General features: G+C 66.0%; 14 protein-coding genes and 1 tRNA gene. 1 reads left to right on the top strand and 14 read right to left on the bottom strand.

The window, feature by feature from the left end; translation table 11 throughout:
• Nucleotides 1-60: 60 nt before the first annotated feature.
• The 3 genes from rpoB to rplJ all read right to left on the bottom strand — a co-directional run bounded on the left by rpoB (nucleotide 61) and on the right by rplJ (nucleotide 5,426).
• Entirely contained in the window at nucleotides 61-4,215 is a 4,155-nt protein-coding gene (rpoB, locus tag H5395_RS05685; RefSeq protein ID WP_182791568.1) for a DNA-directed RNA polymerase subunit beta, read from the bottom strand.
• 250 nt (nucleotides 4,216-4,465) lie between these two features.
• Complete coding sequence (gene rplL / locus H5395_RS05680; RefSeq protein ID WP_182791567.1) at nucleotides 4,466-4,840, bottom strand: 50S ribosomal protein L7/L12; 375 nt, start codon at nucleotides 4,838-4,840, stop codon at nucleotides 4,466-4,468.
• 70 nt (nucleotides 4,841-4,910) lie between these two features.
• On the bottom strand, nucleotides 4,911-5,426 hold the full coding sequence (gene rplJ / locus H5395_RS05675) for a 50S ribosomal protein L10 (RefSeq protein WP_182791566.1): 516 nt from the start codon (nucleotides 5,424-5,426) through the stop codon (nucleotides 4,911-4,913).
• Nucleotides 5,427-5,755: 329 nt separating this feature from the next.
• Here rplJ and H5395_RS05670 point away from each other — a divergent pair, with 329 nt between their 5' ends.
• Complete coding sequence (locus H5395_RS05670; protein ID WP_182791565.1) at nucleotides 5,756-6,667, top strand: glycosyltransferase; 912 nt, start codon at nucleotides 5,756-5,758, stop codon at nucleotides 6,665-6,667.
• Nucleotides 6,668-6,723: 56 nt separating this feature from the next.
• Here H5395_RS05670 and rplA read toward each other — a convergent pair whose 3' ends face one another.
• The 11 genes from rplA to tuf form a co-directional block, all read right to left on the bottom strand.
• On the bottom strand, nucleotides 6,724-7,422 hold the full coding sequence (rplA, locus tag H5395_RS05665) for a 50S ribosomal protein L1 (RefSeq protein WP_182791564.1): 699 nt from the start codon (nucleotides 7,420-7,422) through the stop codon (nucleotides 6,724-6,726).
• A gap of 5 nt (nucleotides 7,423-7,427) precedes the next feature.
• Nucleotides 7,428-7,880 (bottom strand): 50S ribosomal protein L11, encoded by a 453-nt coding sequence (gene rplK / locus H5395_RS05660; RefSeq protein ID WP_182791563.1) that lies wholly within the window; start codon nucleotides 7,878-7,880, stop codon nucleotides 7,428-7,430.
• Nucleotides 7,881-7,967: 87 nt separating this feature from the next.
• The gene (gene nusG / locus H5395_RS05655; RefSeq protein ID WP_182791562.1) at nucleotides 7,968-8,507 is read right to left on the bottom strand and encodes a transcription termination/antitermination protein NusG; all 540 of its coding nucleotides are present in this window, start codon (nucleotides 8,505-8,507) and stop codon (nucleotides 7,968-7,970) included.
• A gap of 145 nt (nucleotides 8,508-8,652) precedes the next feature.
• On the bottom strand, nucleotides 8,653-8,844 hold the full coding sequence (secE, locus tag H5395_RS05650; RefSeq protein WP_182791561.1) for a preprotein translocase subunit SecE: 192 nt from the start codon (nucleotides 8,842-8,844) through the stop codon (nucleotides 8,653-8,655).
• Nucleotides 8,845-8,974: 130 nt separating this feature from the next.
• Entirely contained in the window at nucleotides 8,975-9,862 is an 888-nt protein-coding gene (locus tag H5395_RS05645; RefSeq protein WP_182791560.1) for a hypothetical protein, read from the bottom strand.
• A gap of 25 nt (nucleotides 9,863-9,887) precedes the next feature.
• A tRNA-Trp gene (locus tag H5395_RS05640) sits at nucleotides 9,888-9,963 on the bottom strand.
• Between the two features lie 54 nt (nucleotides 9,964-10,017).
• Nucleotides 10,018-11,892: an ABC transporter ATP-binding protein gene (locus H5395_RS05635; protein ID WP_182791559.1), complete on the bottom strand. Its 1,875-nt coding sequence runs from the start codon at nucleotides 11,890-11,892 to the stop codon at nucleotides 10,018-10,020.
• Between the two features lie 97 nt (nucleotides 11,893-11,989).
• The gene (locus H5395_RS05630) at nucleotides 11,990-12,397 is read right to left on the bottom strand and encodes a GFA family protein (RefSeq protein ID WP_182791558.1); all 408 of its coding nucleotides are present in this window, start codon (nucleotides 12,395-12,397) and stop codon (nucleotides 11,990-11,992) included.
• 97 nt (nucleotides 12,398-12,494) lie between these two features.
• On the bottom strand, nucleotides 12,495-12,920 hold the full coding sequence (locus H5395_RS18805; RefSeq protein ID WP_182791557.1) for an HIT family protein: 426 nt from the start codon (nucleotides 12,918-12,920) through the stop codon (nucleotides 12,495-12,497).
• Nucleotides 12,917-13,609: a BPL-N domain-containing protein gene (locus H5395_RS18800; protein WP_182791556.1), complete on the bottom strand. Its 693-nt coding sequence runs from the start codon at nucleotides 13,607-13,609 to the stop codon at nucleotides 12,917-12,919. The genes H5395_RS18805 and H5395_RS18800 overlap by 4 nt, the downstream gene beginning before the upstream one ends.
• Nucleotides 13,610-13,802: 193 nt before the next feature.
• Nucleotides 13,803-14,915: elongation factor Tu (gene tuf / locus H5395_RS05615; protein ID WP_182791555.1), on the bottom strand; the 1,113-nt coding region annotated here is incomplete at its 5' end.

Here is a 14,915-nt window from a genome sequence, read left to right as displayed (position 1 = left end):
GGGAAGGTGCGTGGGGACCACGCACCCTACGACAGGCAGGGTGCGTGTTTGCGCGCAGCGTTATTCCCCGTCCTCCGCATCCAGGAGTTCCATGTTGAGGCCCAGACCCCGGACCTCCTTGACCAGCACGTTGAAGGATTCCGGCACGCCGGCCTCGAAGTTGTCCTCGCCCTTGACGATCGACTCGTAGACCTTGGTCCGGCCCGCCACGTCGTCCGACTTCACCGTCAGCATCTCCTGCAGGGTGTAGGCGGCGCCGTAGGCTTCGAGGGCCCAGACCTCCATCTCGCCCAGGCGCTGGCCGCCGAACTGGGCCTTGCCGCCCAGCGGCTGCTGGGTGACCAGGCTGTAGGGGCCGGTCGAACGGGCGTGCATCTTGTCATCGACAAGGTGATGCAGCTTCAGGACATACTTGACGCCGACCGTGACAGGACGGGTGAACTGCTCGCCCGTGCGGCCGTCGAAGACCACCGACTGGCCCGAGGTGTCGAAGCCCGCGCGGCGCAGCGCGTCGTCGATGTCGGCCTCCTTGGCACCGTCGAAGACGGGGGTGGCGACCGGCACGCCGTTCGTCACCTGCTCGGCGCTTTCGACCAGGGCGTCGTCCTCCATGTCGCCGAACTCGGCTTCATAGGTGTCGTCGCCATAGCCGATCCGCATCGCTTCGCGGACAGGCGCCATGTCGCCCTTGCGCCGGTATTCCTGCAGCGCCTCGTCGATCTTGATGCCAAGACCACGCGCGGCCCAGCCCATGTGGGTTTCAAGGATCTGGCCCACGTTCATCCGGCTCGGCACGCCGAGCGGGTTGAAGACCAGATCGACGGGGGTGCCGTCCGCAAGGAACGGCATGTCCTCCATCGGGACCACCTTGGACACGACGCCCTTGTTGCCGTGACGACCGGCCATCTTGTCGCCCGCCTGCAGCTTGCGCTTCACGGCGACGAAGACCTTGACCATCTTCATCACGCCCGGCGGCAGGTCGTCGCCCTGGCGGACCTTCTCGACCTTGTCCTCGAAGCGGGCTTCCAGCGCCTTCTTCTGCAGGTTGAACTGGTCTTGCAGCGCCTCGACCTCGCGCGCCGTCTCCTCGTCGGCGACCGCCAACTGGAACCACTGGCCGCGCGACAGCTGGCCCAGCAGGTCCTCGTTGATCTCCGAATTGGCGCGGATGCCCTTCGGCCCCTTGACCGCGGTCTGACCGAGGATCAGCGACTTGAGGCGCGCGTAGATGTTGCGCTCGAGGATCGCCATCTCGTCGTCGCGGTCGCGGGCGAGGCGTTCGACTTCCTCGCGCTCGATCTGCAGCGCGCGTTCGTCCTTGTCCACGCCGTGGCGGTTGAAGACCCGGACCTCGACGATGGTGCCATAGGCTCCCGGCGGCAGGCGCAGCGAGGTGTCCCGCACGTCCGACGCCTTTTCGCCGAAGATGGCGCGCAGCAGCTTCTCCTCGGGCGTCATCGGGCTTTCGCCCTTGGGCGTGATCTTGCCCACGAGGATGTCGCCCGGACCCACTTCCGCGCCGATATAGACGATGCCCGCCTCGTCGAGGTTGCGCAGGGCTTCCTCGCCGACGTTGGGGATGTCGCGGGTGATCTCTTCCGGCCCCAGCTTGGTGTCGCGCGCCGCAACCTCGTATTCGTCGATGTGGATCGAGGTGAACACGTCGTCGCGGTGGATCCGTTCCGAAATTAGGATCGAGTCCTCATAGTTGTAGCCGTTCCACGGCATGAAGGCGACGACCACGTTCCGGCCGATGGCGAGTTCCCCCTGGTCGGTCGAGGGGCCGTCGGCAATGACCTGATCCGTCTTCACCCGTTCGCCCACCTTGACCAGCGGACGCTGGTTGATGGTCGAGGACTGGTTGGACCGCTTGAACTTGCGCAGGCGATAGATGTCCACGCCCGCGTCGCCCGCGCCGAGACCCTCGGTCGCCCGGACAACGATGCGGCTCGCGTCCACCTGGTCGATCACGCCGCCCCGGCGCGCCATGATGGCAGCACCCGAGTCGCGCGCAACGGTCGCCTCCATGCCGGTGCCGACAAACGGCGCCTCGGCCCGCAGCAAGGGCACGGCCTGACGCTGCATGTTCGAGCCCATCAGCGCGCGGTTGGCGTCGTCGTTCTCAAGGAACGGGATCAGCGCCGCCGCGACCGACACCAGCTGCTTCGGCGACACGTCGATCAGATCGACGGCCTCGACCGGGTTCAGCATGAAGTCGCCCGCCTGGCGGGTCGAGACCAGCTCATCGACGAACCTGCCCTCTTCATCCAGCGTGGCATTGGCCTGGGCGACGGTGTGGCGCATTTCCTCGGTAGCCGACATGTAGATCACGTCATCCGTCACCTGCCCGTCCACCACCTTGCGATACGGCGTCTCGATGAAGCCGTACTTGTTCACGCGGGCATAGGTCGCGAGGCTGTTGATGAGGCCGATGTTCTGGCCTTCCGGCGTCTCGATCGGGCACATCCGTCCATAATGGGTGGGGTGAACGTCGCGCACCTCGAAGCCCGCGCGTTCCCGCGTCAGGCCGCCCGGCCCCAACGCCGACAGGCGGCGCTTGTGCGTCACCTCGGACAAGGGGTTCGTCTGGTCCATGAACTGCGACAGCTGCGACGAGCCGAAGAACTCGCGCACCGCGGCCGCGGCAGGCTTGGCGTTGATGAGGTCCTGCGGCATCACGGTGTCGATCTCGACGCCCGACATCCGCTCGCGGATCGCACGTTCCATGCGCAGCAGGCCAATGCGGTACTGGTTCTCCATCAGTTCGCCGACAGAACGCACCCGGCGGTTGCCGAGGTGGTCGATGTCGTCGATCTCGCCCTTGCCGTCGCGCAGTTCCACCAGCCCGCGGATGCAGGCGATGATGTCCTCGTGCCGCAGCGTGCGCTGGGTGTCGGGCGCATCAAGGTCCAGGCGCATGTTCATCTTGACCCGGCCCACGGCGGACAGGTCGTAACGTTCGCCGTCGAAGAACAGGTTGTTGAACAGCGCGCTTGCCGCCTCGACCGTCGGCGGCTCGCCCGGACGCATCACGCGATAGATGTCCATCAGCGCGCCGTCACGGTTCATGTTCTTGTCGGCGGCCATCGTGTTGCGGATGTAGGGGCCGACGTTGACATGGTCGATGTCCAGCACCGGAACATCGGTGATGCCATTGTCCAGCAGCACCTTGAGCAGCCCGCCGGTCAGTTCGGTGCCGTCCTTGCTGTATTCGGCGGTGATCTCGTCCCCCGCCTCGGCATAGATCAGGCCGGTGTCCTCGTTGATGATGTCGCGCGCGATGAAGCGGCCGACGATCCGCTCGAACGGGACCAGCAGGTTCGTGACTTCGCCCGATTCGATCAGTTGCTTGACCTGGCGCGGCGTGACCTTGTCGCCGGCCTTGGTGATGACCTCGCCGGTATCGGCGTTGACCAGGTCAAAGCTCGGCCGGGTGCCGCGCATCCGCTCGGGGAAGAAGCGCGTGACCCAGGCTCCGGCCTCGGTGCGCGCGCCCTTTTGCAGCCTGTAATCGACGGTCTCGTAGAACGCGGACATGATCGCGTCCTGGTCCATCCCCAGCGCATACAGAAGCGTCGTCACCGGCAGCTTCCGCTTGCGGTCGATGCGCGCGAAGACCAGGTCCTTGGCGTCGAACTCGAAGTCGAGCCACGAACCGCGATAGGGAATGATCCGGCAGGCGAAGAGCAGCTTGCCGCTGGAGTGGGTCTTGCCGCGGTCATGGTCGAAGAAGACGCCGGGGCTGCGGTGCATCTGGCTGACGACCACCCGCTCGGTCCCGTTCACGATGAACGTGCCGTTCTGGGTCATCAGGGGCATGTCGCCCATGTAGACGTCCTGCTCCTTGATGTCCTTCACCACGCGGGTGCCCGAGTTCTCGTCCACATCGAACACGATCAGGCGCAGCGTGACCTTCAACGGCGCGGCATAGGTCATGTCGCGCTGCTGGCATTCGTCCACGTCGTATTTCGGCTTTTCCAGCTCGTACTTCACGAATTCGAGCGTGGCGGTCTCGTTGAAGTCCTTGATCGGGAAGACCGACTGGAAGACGCCCTGGATGCCTTCGCCATCCTTGTGGACCTCCCCTTCGCCGGATGCGAGGAACAGGTCATAGGAGGATTTCTGAACCTCGATGAGGTTCGGCATCTCCAGCACTTCGCGGATATTGCCGTAAGAGCGCCGGATGCGCTTCTGGCCGACGTAGGATTGCGCCATGGAAGGTAATCGCCTTTCGTCATCGCACGCCGGTTCGTCGGGGCCCGAACCGGCGGCTTGCGAACATCAGGGGGTGCGGCCCAATTCGTGCCATGCGTCCCACCGCACGGCTCCCGAACCGCGAACTCGCCCTGAAGGAAACTCGGAGTGGCCCTATGTAGGGCCGCCGCAAGCGTCCTTCAAGACGGGTTCGGCAGGGACCGGGAAATCCCGGACCCTGCCCAATCCTTCAGCATCCGCGTGGGGCGGATTACTTCAACTCGACCTTGGCGCCGGCCGCTTCGAGCTTCTTCTTCAGCTCTTCGGCGTCGGTCTTGTTGGCACCTTCCTTGACCTTGCCGCCGGCTTCCACCAGGTCCTTGGCCTCTTTCAGGCCCAGGCCGGTGATCGCACGCACTTCCTTGATCACGTTGATCTTGTTGGCGCCGGCGTCGGTCAGGACGACGTCGAATTCGGTCTTCTCCTCTTCGGCGGGGGCAGCGGCGCCAGCCGGGCCGGCCATCATGACCGCGCCACCGGCGGCGGGCTCGATGCCGTATTCATCCTTCAGGATCGTCTTCAGTTCCTGCGCTTCCAGCAGGGTAAGGTTGACGATTTGCTCGGCGAGTTGCTTCAGATCAGCCATTTTTCCGTTCTTTCCAGTCAGGTTGTTCCAACGTCGGGGCCTTCATGCCGCCGGACGGGACGGGATTGCCTCAGGCAGCCTCACGCTCTTCGAGCGTGGACAGGATGCCCGCGATGTTGCTGGCAGGCGCGCCGATCGCACCGGCGATGTTGGACGCGGGGGCACCGATGGCAGCCACGATCGAAGCGATAAGCTCCTCGCGCGACGGCATCTGGGCCACGGTCTTCACACCGGCCGGATCAAGGGCCGTGTCGCCCATCGCCCCGCCAAGGATGACGAACTTGTCGTTCGTCTTGGCATAGGCATCCGCAACCTTGGCCGCAGCCACGGGGTCGTCGGAGAAGGCGAGCACGGTCATGCCCGTCAGGTAATCGGCGATCGAAGCCGCCGGCTTCCCTTCCAGGGCGATCTTGGCGAGCCTGTTCTTGGCAACGCGGACAGCACCCCCGGCGTCGCGCATCTGCGCACGCAGGGTCTGCATCTCGGCAACCGTCATCCCCTCGTAGCGGGCAACCACCACGACGCCAGAGCTTTCAAAGATCTGGCCGAGTTCCTCGACCACGTTTTCCTTTTGGGCTCTATCCACGGTTCACTCCACGTTGGGGGTTTCCCCCCGGCTCACTTGTCCCCGCCACCGGGGCGGCAGGGGCGGGTCCTTGGACGATGGGCCCGAGAGCGCCCCAAAGGTGGAACCTTTGCGGAAAAATCTCGACTTCCATCTCGGGAAGGACTTAGCGGCGTTCACGCGCCGGCCCTCCGTCTCGGACAGGAACAGGGCAGCCGCGAATCGCGGCGGCACCTGAAGGGATGTCCATACTCTCCATTCCGGCAGCTTTCAAGCGGTTCGCAGCCATGGCATCCCGCCCCGGAACGGGTTAAAGGCAGCAACCAGAAAACCCGTTTTCAAGGTGCAGGATGGAGCCCGACATTTTCGGATACATGCGCTTTTCCTATCTTGGACGAAGCGATGCAAAGCTGGCGCGCAGCACCGATGACCTCGAGCAGCGCAAGCAGATCCTCTACGCGCCGGAGCGGCTGAAAGAACGTTTCTACTTTTTCGAGAAAATCTGCCTTCCGTCCCTGCGCTGGCAGACCGACAGGAATTTCCGTTTCGCGATATTCACGTCCCCGGAACTTCCGCGCAAGTACAAGAAACGGCTTGCCCGCTCGGTTCGAAAGGTTCCACAGGTCGAGATCGTCTACAGCAAGGCTGCACATATCAGCGAAGCGATCGATCCTTGGATCAAGAAGCAGAGGATCGTCCACGAACAACGTACGGTGCATTTCAGGCTGGATGACGACGACGCCTTGTCGGTCGACTTCATCGCAGCGATTCGCAAGCACATGCACGAAGTTCCCGATCACTCGATCATCAGCCGTCCATTAGGGCTTTTCCTCATGGATTCGCCTGAAGGTCCGCAACTTCTGGCCAAGTTCGAACCCTATATCGCCATCGGATTCGCAATCGTGAATCCGCCGGGAATGATTCGGAATCCATACCACCTGATGCATGGGAAACATTACAGATATGTTCCCTCGCTGAGTTTGCCGGGATTGTTCGCCTTCATTCACACGGCGCATCTCCATTCCGATACCATATCGGCGCAGCGTGGAAAGCTTGCTCGTGCGCGCGCCGATCACGCCCTGTATTTCGGCGACCGCCCTCGCCGCTTCAAGCAGGCGATTGCGCAACAATTCGGCGGCAAGAATGCGTCTCATTTCCTTACTATCATGCGCCGTGCCCCCAGCCAGAGAGAGGTCCGGCGGCGTGAGAGAGCCATACTTGAACCGGCACCCTCAGAGAGGGCCATCGCTGCGCAGCAGTAGGAACGAGAAAGGCCCCGGCATCGCTGCCGGGGCCTTCTGCCATAACGGGTGCCTGCTCAGCCCTGCGTGGCCGAGGTCAGGTCCAGCGACACGCCCGGTCCCATGGTCGAGCTGATCGAGACCTTCTTGAGATAGGTCCCCTTCGCCCCCGAGGGTTTCGCCCGGTTCACCGCCTCGACGAAGGCGCGGATGTTCTGGGCGAGCTTCTCGCCGTCGAACGAGGCCTTGCCGACGCCGGCATGGACCACGCCCGCCTTTTCGGCCTTGAACTGGACCTCGCCGCCCTTCGCGTTGCCGACGGCGCCGGCCACGTCCATCGTCACCGTGCCGACCTTGGGGTTCGGCATCAGGTTGCGCGGCCCCAGGATCTTGCCCAGACGACCGACCAGCGGCATCATGTCCGGCGTGGCGATGCAGCGGTCAAAGTCGATCTTTCCGCCCTGGATCGCTTCCATCAGGTCCTCGGCGCCGACGATATCGGCCCCGGCGGCTTTCGCTTCCTCGGCCTTGGGACCGCGGGCGAAGACCGCCACGCGGACGTCCTTGCCGGTGCCGTTCGGCAGCTGCACGACACCGCGGACCATCTGGTCGGCGTGGCGCGGATCGACGCCGAGGTTCATCGCGATTTCGACCGTCTCGTCGAACTTCGCCGTGGCGTTGGCCTTCACCAGTGCAACGGCTTCCTCGAGAGCGAGATTCGCCTTGCCTTCGAACGCAGCGCGAGCGGCGGCTTTCTTCTTTGCCAGTTTTGCCATGTCGGTCAGCCCTTCACTTCGATGCCGATGGACCGGGCCGAACCGAGGACGATCTGCATCGCCGCGTCGATGTCGTGGGCCGACAGGTCCTTCATCTTCAGTTCGGCGATCTCGCGGACCTGCTTGGCGGTCACGGTGCCGGCAGTCGCCCGGCCGGGCTTGTCCGAACCCTTGGCCCGGTTGCGCTTGCCCACCGGCTTCAGGCCGGCGGCCTTCTTGAGCAGGAAGGCGGCGGGCGGAGTCTTCGTCTCGAAGGTGAAGGACTTGTCCGCGTAATAGGTGATCACGGTCGGAGTCGGGGCGCCCGGTTCCAGTTCCTGCGTGCGGGCGTTGAACGCCTTGCAGAATTCCATGATGTTGATCCCGCGCTGACCCAGCGCCGGACCGATGGGCGGGGACGGGTTCGCCTGCCCCGCCTTGACTTGCAGCTTGAGGCTGCCGACGACTTTCTTGGCCATGGGGCCTTCTCCTTGTCATCACGCCCCGAAGGGCAGACCTAGCGGTGCGGCGCGACCCTCAAGGATCGGGGGCCTCCCGCGCTTGCTTCACGAGGCCTTGGAAACCTGCGTGAATTCCAGTTCGACCGGCGTCGGCCGGCCGAAGATCGAGACGGTCACCTTGATGCGGCTGGACGCGTCGTCGACCTCTTCCACCATGCCCGAGAAGCCCTCGAAGGGTCCGTCGGTCACGTTCACCTTCTCGCCGACCTCGAAACGGATCAGGTTGCGCGGCGCCACCTCGGCCCCGCCCTGGCCCGAACGGCTGAGCATCGCGTTCACCTCGTCGTCGCGCATCGGCATCGGCTTGCCCTGCGCGCCGAGAAAGCCGGTGACGCGGTTGATCGAGTTGACCAGATGGTAGGTCTTGTCCGACAGGTCCATGTGGACCAGCACATAACCCGGCATGAAGCGGCGTTCGGATGTGACCTTCTTGCCGCGGCGGATCTCGATCACTTCCTCGGTGGGGACGACGACCTCGTCGATCTCGTCTTCCAGACCCTTTTCGGCCACGGCCTGACGGATCGCCTCGGCCACCTTCTTCTCGAAGTTGGACAGGACGCTGACCGAATACCACCGCTTTGCCATCGACTGATCGTCCCCTGCTTGAACTCTGCGGCCGCACGGGTCCGCGCTGGCCCGAAAACTGAAAAGGCGCGCATACCGAATCGATGCACGCCGGTCGCCGGGCAGGTCGAGCGGACATATCCGTGCACCCTGCGAATTGCAAGCGTCAGCCGACCGTCGTCAGGACCGTGGTCACGCCCCAGCGGATCACCAAATCCACTAGGAAGAAGAACAGGCTGAACAGGCCCGCCATGACGAAGACCATGATCGTCGTGGTGACGACCTCGCGCCGGCCCGGCCAGACGATCTTGGCGGCTTCGGCGCGGACCTGGCTGATGAACTGGGCGGGGTTGGTCATGGGCGTCCCTTGCGTTGCAGCGGCCCAGATAAGGCCGCAAGGGGGCGAAGGCAAGGGCGCAGGGCAGCGCGGAGGGGCTGAGGCGCCGCGCAGGCGGCACGGGTGCATGGGTATTCGGGCCGGAAAGATGTCATTGCCCGGAAGCACGCAGCAGCGTGGTGCGCGGCAGGCGGGCAAGTTGGGCCATGTCGGCGCCGTAAGCGGCACGGCAGCGGGCGGCTGTCGCCTCGTCGATCAGGTTCAGCGGCTCGGCGCCGGCATCACGCGGAAAGCGTGACTTGGCCTCGCGGGCGATCCGCGCCAGATCGGCGTCCGGGCGATCAAGCGTCAGGGCCAGCACTTCACGGTAGGCCGGTTGCGAAAGGCCGACGATGGCGGGCGGGGGGTCGCCTGCACGGTCGGCCAGCGCCTGCGGCAAGATGGCGGACAGGATCTGCGGGCGAACCGCCGCATAGTCCTCGTAGGCCCAGACGACCAGCCGGGCCACGCCGCGCAGAGACAACAGGCGCCGCGCGAGGTCGGTCCAGGACAGGCGCGCGGGGTCGAAACCGCCGAGGTAATCGGGCAGGACCAGCTCGTGACCGCCCATGACCTGCATCGAGAAGGCCGAGGTCAGGAAGTCGCAGGGCTCTCGCACGGCAAGGCAGATCGTGGCCGGACGGTGCCGCAGCATCCCGCAAAGCCGCCCCATCCGGCGACGCGCCTCGGGGTAGATGAGGTTGCCCCTGCCCATCAGCGACTCGCGCCTGAGGCTGCCGAGGATGTTTTCTTCCGAGATCACCATCTCGGGCCAGGTCGCCGCCGTCACGTCCAGCCGCCGCCGCAGCCGCTTGCGCAGGCGGGCCGCGTCCTCCCCCTCGCCCAGCGCCACCGTCAGCCGGGCCGGGCCGCCGCGCCAGTGGTGGACGTCGCTGTAATGGGTTCCCGCCGCCAGCATCCGCGGGATCAGCCCGCGCAGGGTCTGTTGCAGATGGGTCGAGGCGGTCTTGTGCGCGCCGACATGAATCGTCAGCGACATGGCCGGACTTTCGATGTGCGGGAACTGGCAGGGGCAGGGGGACTCGAACCCACGACCCTCGGTTTTGGAGACCGATGCTCTACCAACTGAGCTATACCCCTAGGCCGAGTTGCGGATTACGGCAGGATCGGCGCTGGCGCAAGGTCAATCTGCGCTCAGGCCGGAAGCGGATCGGGCACGGCGTCGGGCACGGCCTCAAGGAACCCCCCCGACTGGCGCGCCCACAGCCGGGCGTATAGCCCGCTCGCCGCCAGCAGCTCGGCGTGCGTCCCCTGTTCCACGATGCGGCCCCGGTCCATGACCACCAGCCTGTCCATCGCGGCGATGGTGGACAGGCGATGGGCAATGGCGATCACGGTCTTGCCCGCCATCAGCCGTTCCAGTTGCGCCTGGATCGCGGCCTCGACCTCGCTGTCGAGCGCGCTGGTCGCCTCGTCCAGCACCAGGATCGGCGCGTCCTTCAGTGCAACGCGGGCGATGGCGATGCGCTGGCGCTGGCCGCCCGACAGCTTGACGCCGCGTTCGCCCACATGGGCGTCGAACCCGCGCCGCCCCTTGCTGTCGGCAAGGCGCGGGATGAACTCGGCGGCCTCGGCCAGCCTTGCCGCGGCCTCGATCTGCGCGGGCGTGGCCTCGGGCCGGCCATAGGCAATGTTGTCGCGGACGGATCGGTGCAGCAGGCTCGAATCCTGCGTTACCACGCCGATGGCCGCGCGCAGGGAGTTCTGCGTGACCTGCGAGATGTCCTGCCCGTCGATCAGGATGCGCCCGGATTCGACATCGTGGAAGCGCAGCAGCAGGTTGATCAGCGTCGATTTCCCCGCGCCCGAGCGGCCCACGAGCCCGATCCGCTCGCCCGGCGCGATGTCCAGCGTCAGCCCGTCCAGCACCGCAAGCGGCCGTTCGCCGGGGCCGGCGTCATAGCGGAAGGTCACATTCTCGAACCGCACGGCGCCCGCCGTGACCTGCAGAGGCTTCGCGCCCGGCGCGTCCACCACCATGCGCGGCAGGGACAGGCTGCCGATGCCGTCCCGCACGGTGCCGATGTTTTCGAACAGCGCCGCGAATTCCCACATGATCCAGTGGCTCATGGTGTTCAGACGCATCGCCAGCGGCACCGCCACCGCGACCGCGCCCACCGGCACCGTGCCGTTTGTCCACAGCCACAGGCCCAGCGCCGCCGATGACCCTACAAGCGCGGCGTTCAGCAGGTTCAGGGTGATGTCCTGCACCGCCGACAGCCGCATCTGCCAGTGGACGGTGCCCAGGAACCCGTCCATCGATTCGCGGGCAAAGGACTCCTCGCGGGCCGAATGGCTGAACAGCTTGACCGTGGCGATGTTGGTATAGGCATCGACGATGCGGCCCGTCATGCCGGCGCGCGCCCCGGCCTGCGCTTCGGCTGCGCGGCCGAGGCGCGGGATCAGCAGCCACAGAAGGACCGCGTAGCCCAAACCCCAGGCCGCGAAGGGCAGCGCCAGCCGCCAGTCCTGGGATGCGGCCAGAGCCAGCGCGCCGAGGAAATAGACGGCGACATAGACGGCCACGTCCATGACCTTCATCGCCACCTCGCGCACGGCCAGCGCCGTCTGCATCAGCTTGGTGGCGATGCGGCCCGCGAACTCGTCCTGAAAATAGCCCAGCGACTGGCGCAGCAGGTAGCGGTGCGCCTGCCAGCGGATGCGCTGGGGAAAGTTGCCCAGAAGCGTCTGGTGCATCACCAGCGCGCTGAGGATGTTCAGGGCCGGCAGCACCAGCAGCAGCAGAACCGCCATCCACGCGGCCCGTCGCCCTTCCAGCGCCCAGAACTCGGACGCGGGCGTCTCGGCCAGCCGGTTCACCAGATCGCCCAGATAACCGAACAGCACGACCTCGCCCAGCGCGATCAGGGCGGAGGTGAGAGCCAGCAGCACCAGCCAGGGCAGCGCGCCCTGCGAATAATGCAGCACGAAGGACACCAGCCCCCTGGGCGGCATCCTCGGCGGATCGGAAGGGTAAGGGTCGAGGCGCCGCTCGAACCAACTGAACATCCTGGCCTCTTGTGGCGAGTGAGGGACCGGCGCCCCGCCCCCGGGCGCTACGGGAATGAACCACGGGGCCGCGTCCCGGTTCCCCGGCGGGTCGGGGTCACAGGTGCCGGGTTTCCGCCGGGATGCTGAACCAGTCGTCCTTCAGCCCGTTCATCCACTGCACGGGTGCTGCGATGATCTCCTCGGGCGTGGTATCGTCCAGCGCGGGGATCTGCACGCCCACATAGGGGCCGCCGATCTCGGGGATGTCGCCCGCGCCATGCGTCCGCACCCCGCAGTTGCGGCAGAAGAAGCTGGCGTTCGGGCGCGAGGGGTCGTCGGGATAACGGGTCAGGTTCTCCGCCCCGCTCAGCCGGAAGGCGTCGGGCTTCACCATTGCCGCCCATTCCCGGACCTTGCGGCAATAGGAGCAGTTGCAGCGCCCGGTTCCGTGCGACAGGTCCAGGTCCACCTCGAAGGTGACGGCCTTGCAGTGGCAGCTTCCGTGATAGGTCTTGCGTGTCATGGCCGCGGCTCCCTGTTGCGATCGGCCCATCATGGCCTTCCGACCCGCCTTGTTCACCTGCAAAGAGCCGGTTCGGGGACAGGCCTTTTCACCGGCTTCAGTCCCGCGCCAATTCGCGGGCGACCCTGGCCATTTCTTCCTCGGACAGCCGGGGCGGGGCCGAGAAGCCTGTCAGCCCCTCGGCCAGATAGGCCTGCGAGGTCACGTCATGGACCTCGTGCATCGGCACCACATGGGCATGGGCATGGGGCACATGGATGCCGGTGAAGAACATGGCGACGCGCTCGACGCCGTAAAGCCGCTTCATCCGCCGGGCGAGCATCTGGCTGCATTCCATGATGCGGGCGGCAAGCGGCGCCGGAACGTCCTCGAACCAGACATGATGCGCCTTGGGGATCACCAGCGCATGACCCGGCCGGATCGGATGCAGGTCGAGAAAGGCCATGATCTCGTCATCCTCATGGACGACATGGGCGGGCAACTCGCCCCGCGCGATCCGGCAGAACAGACAGTTTTGGGTCACAGCACCTCGCGCAGGAACTCGGCGGCAAAATCGGGACCGGGCAGCGGCTCGGGCGGAAGGCCGTCGCCCTCCAGCCAGTCCGCCGTAGCCTCGGGATGGGGGCCGGACACCGCGACGAGGCCTTTTCCGTGGGGGACCACCAGCGCAGCCGGGGTGCCGTCGGCATAGCGCGCGACAACCTCGCCTGCGAAATCGTCGTCCAGTTCGAACCCGGGCGCCTCCTGCGTGTACATCCGCAGCTTGCGCCCGCGCCATGTCACCGTCTCGACCCGCGCGGCAAACGGGGTGGAGGTCACCGCATCGCCCTGGATCAGGTCAGGGCCCGGCACCTCGCCCGCGTCGTCGAGCGTCCGCCCCGCGAGATAGCCCCCTGCGCAGACCCCCATGTAGCGTCCGCCCCGCGCCACCCAGTCCGCCAGCCCCCGGAGCCGGCGATCGCCGATCCCCTCGCGCAGGACATCCATATCGCCGCCGCCGCCCACGATCACCACCTCGGCCGTTTCCAGCACGCGCGGGTCCAGCCCTTCGGGACCGACGAGCCGCGGGGTCAGTCCCGCGCGCCGGGCAGCCTCGGCCATCGCCTCGGCGCAACCGTCGCAGGTGCCCGGACCGTCATAAACCAAAGCCGTCCCCGCCCAGCCCTGAGCGGCCGTCATCAGCCAGAACGCCGGCAAAAGAAGGCGGAGCATCCTCATCGCTGCCGGATCATCTGCAAGGCCCCTTCACGGCTGTCACCACGTCATTCTGGACCGTTTGCAGACCGAGGCAAGCAAAAGGCCCGCCCCTTTACGGGACGGGCCTTGGTGTTCGGTGCAGGTGAGGTGAACCCCACCCTACAGCGTCCGCGGGGTGGGTTTCACCCCACCGCCACGGCTTCTTCGCTCACTCGAGGATCTTGGACACCACGCCGGCGCCCACGGTGCGGCCGCCCTCGCGGATGGCGAAGCGCAGCTTCTCTTCCATCGCGATCGGCGCGATCAGTTCCACCTCGAACTTCAGGTTGTCGCCCGGCATCACCATCTCGGTGCCCTCGGGCAGCTTGACGGTCCCGGTCACGTCGGTGGTGCGGAAGTAGAACTGCGGGCGGTAGTTGGCGAAGAACGGCGTGTGGCGGCCGCCTTCCTCCTTGGTCAGGATATAGGCCTCGGCCTCGAACTTGGTGTGCGGCTTCACCGAACCCGGCTTGCACAGCACTTGGCCACGTTCCACCCCGTCGCGGTCCACGCCGCGCAGCAGCGCGCCGATGTTGTCGCCCGCCTCGCCGCGGTCCAGCAGCTTGCGGAACATCTCGACGCCGGTGCAGATCGTCTTCTTGGTCGGGCGGATGCCGACGATCTCAAGCTCGTCGCCGACGTTCACCGCCCCGCGCTCGACCCGGCCGGTCACAACCGTGCCGCGGCCCGAGATCGAGAACACGTCCTCGATCGGCATCAGGAAGGGCTGGTCGATGGCGCGTTCCGGCGTCGGGATATAGGCGTCCACCGCCGCCAGCAGCGCCTTGATCGAGTTCTCGCCGATCTCGGGGTCGCGGCCTTCCAGCGCCGCCAGCGCCGAACCCTTGACGATCGGGATGTCGTCGCCGGGATAGTCGTAGGAGGAGAGCAGCTCGCGCACCTCCATCTCGACCAGCTCCAGCAGCTCCTCGTCATCCACCTGGTCGACCTTGTTCAGGTAGACCACCATGTAGGGGATGCCGACCTGGCGGCCGAGCAGAATGTGTTCGCGCGTCTGCGGCATCGGGCCGTCGGCCGCGTTCACCACCAGGATCGCGCCGTCCATCTGCGCCGCACCCGTGATCATGTTCTTCACGTAGTCGGCGTGGCCGGGGCAGTCCACATGGGCGTAGTGGCGGGACTCGGTCTCGTATTCCACATGCGTGGTCGAGATGGTGATCCCGCGCGCCTTCTCCTCGGGGGCGTTGTCGATCTGGTCGTAGCCCTTGAAGTCGCCGAAATACCGCGTGATCGCCGCCGTCAGCGTCGTCTTGCCGTGGTC

The organism is Paracoccus sp. MC1854 (genome assembly GCF_014164635.1).
Taxonomy (GTDB): domain Bacteria; phylum Pseudomonadota; class Alphaproteobacteria; order Rhodobacterales; family Rhodobacteraceae; genus Paracoccus.
This window is presented reverse-complemented; position numbering and strand designations above follow the sequence as displayed.